The 1,642-nt window shown below is 72.5% G+C and carries 2 protein-coding genes; one reads left to right on the top strand and one right to left on the bottom strand.

Annotated elements, in window-relative coordinates; all coding sequences use genetic code 11:
* Window positions 1-332 (bottom strand): alpha/beta fold hydrolase (locus tag DBR36_RS14365; protein ID WP_375136084.1); only part of this gene is annotated, 332 nt, incomplete at its 3' end.
* 164 nt (window positions 333-496) lie between these two features.
* Between DBR36_RS14365 and DBR36_RS14360 the strand changes: the two genes are divergently transcribed.
* Window positions 497-1,642 (top strand): DUF222 domain-containing protein (locus tag DBR36_RS14360; RefSeq protein ID WP_146185377.1); only part of this gene is annotated, 1,146 nt, incomplete at its 3' end.

Below are 1,642 nucleotides of genomic sequence, written 5' to 3'. Positions count from 1 at the left end.
GACGTTGACATGGCCGTGCTGCGTCCGCGTCCGCGCAGGTCGGGCGCGATCAGCCGCGCGGTCGTCTCGCGCGCGAGCCACGCCCACGCGAGATGCGACGCCGTGACCCCGTGCACGAGCAGCCACGGGATGCCCTCGGCATCCGGATGCCACTCCCCCACCCGCAGGGTCCCGCCCGGGACGGGGATGTCGGTGTGGGCGATTGTGGACTCTCGGTCTGAGGGACCGATCGCGCCGGACGTGCTTCGCTCCTCGACGCCGTCGCCCGCGCCGTGGTCTTCGGCGCCGTCGGCTCCCTCTTTGTTCGGGGCGCCATCACCTCGCTCGTGCATGGGGGAATGCTGGCACGCTCACGCGCGCCGCGCACCGGCCCTTCGGAGCGTGGCGGTCCGGTCTCGACGACGGCGCCCGCTCCGGCGAGACAGCGCCAAAGCGCGAGTTGTCCCCCTGATCGGGACTTCTCTCCGATGTCGGAGGTCCGCGATACCGTCACCGCATGACGGACTCCCGCGCGACTCTGGACCGGCCGCTGCCGGGTCGTCCGTCACGCGCGTTCCCCCCGAACGCAGGGTTCGATCGCTACCCGGATGCCGTGTTCTCCCCCGACCGCTTGTTCGAACTTCCGCCCCTCAACGAGGACGAGCTGCGGCTCGACGCCGACACCGCGTGGGCGCGACAAGGCGTGGACGAGTGGGCGCCGTGGCCTGAGTTCGACGAGGAATGGCCGGTGAGCCACGACCTGGGTGGGCTGTTCCCCTCCGGGGCTGAGCGTGGCGGGTTCGGACGTGACCAGTCTGGGCGTGCCGGGACCGAGCCTGCCGGGACCGAGCCTGCCGCACTGGGCCTCGCCGCACCCGAAGCCCATCCGAGCGACAGCGCACCGCCCGAAGCCCCCGCACCCGACTCCCCCGATGCGCATCTGGCAGCACTCGAGGCCGTCGCCGTCCAGCGTCGCCGCGCGACCGCCGAGGAGTATCGACTGATCGCGCTCATCCTCGACGACGCGGTCGCCCACCCCGAGCCGTGGGTGGGCCCCGACCCGACGCTCGATCTCGCATGGGACGACGCGCGGGGGCGTTCGGTCACGGCGGTGAGGCGTGATCGCCTCGACATGGCCGAGCGCGCCGCGGTGGCCGAGGTCGCGGTGCGTCTTCGTCTGTCCGAGCAGACGGTGCGGGTCCGCGCGAGCCAGGCCCGTACGCTGCAGGAGCGCACTCCCGTGTCATGGCGGACGTTCGTCGACGGGCGCACGTCCGAACGGCACGCGATCGAGACCGCTCGCCTCGCTTCGTCGCTCCCCCTTGACGACCCCGCCTCGTGGATGGCGTTCGACAACGGCGCCGCCGAGCGCGCGCAACGCCTGACACCCGCCCGTTTCTCGGTGGCGGCACGCGCCCTGCGCGAACGGGTGCACGCGGAATCGATCGACGAGCGCCATCGCCGTGCGGCGCGCGACCGCGGGGTGTGGGTGACGGCCGAGCTCGACGGTATGGCCACGCTGAGTGCCCTGATGCCCGCTGATCGCGCGCACGCGGCCATGTCGACCCTGGATCGGGGCGCTCGTCACCTCGCCACGGCGCCCGGCGAGGATCGCACACTCGCACAGCTGCGCGCCGACATCATGTCCGACCTGCTCGTCACC

This window comes from Microbacterium sp. HMWF026, from assembly GCF_003061325.1.
In the GTDB taxonomy this organism is placed as follows: domain Bacteria; phylum Actinomycetota; class Actinomycetes; order Actinomycetales; family Microbacteriaceae; genus Microbacterium; species Microbacterium testaceum_E.
Note: the sequence above shows the minus strand (reverse complement) of the source record. Positions and strands in the feature narration are given on the sequence as shown.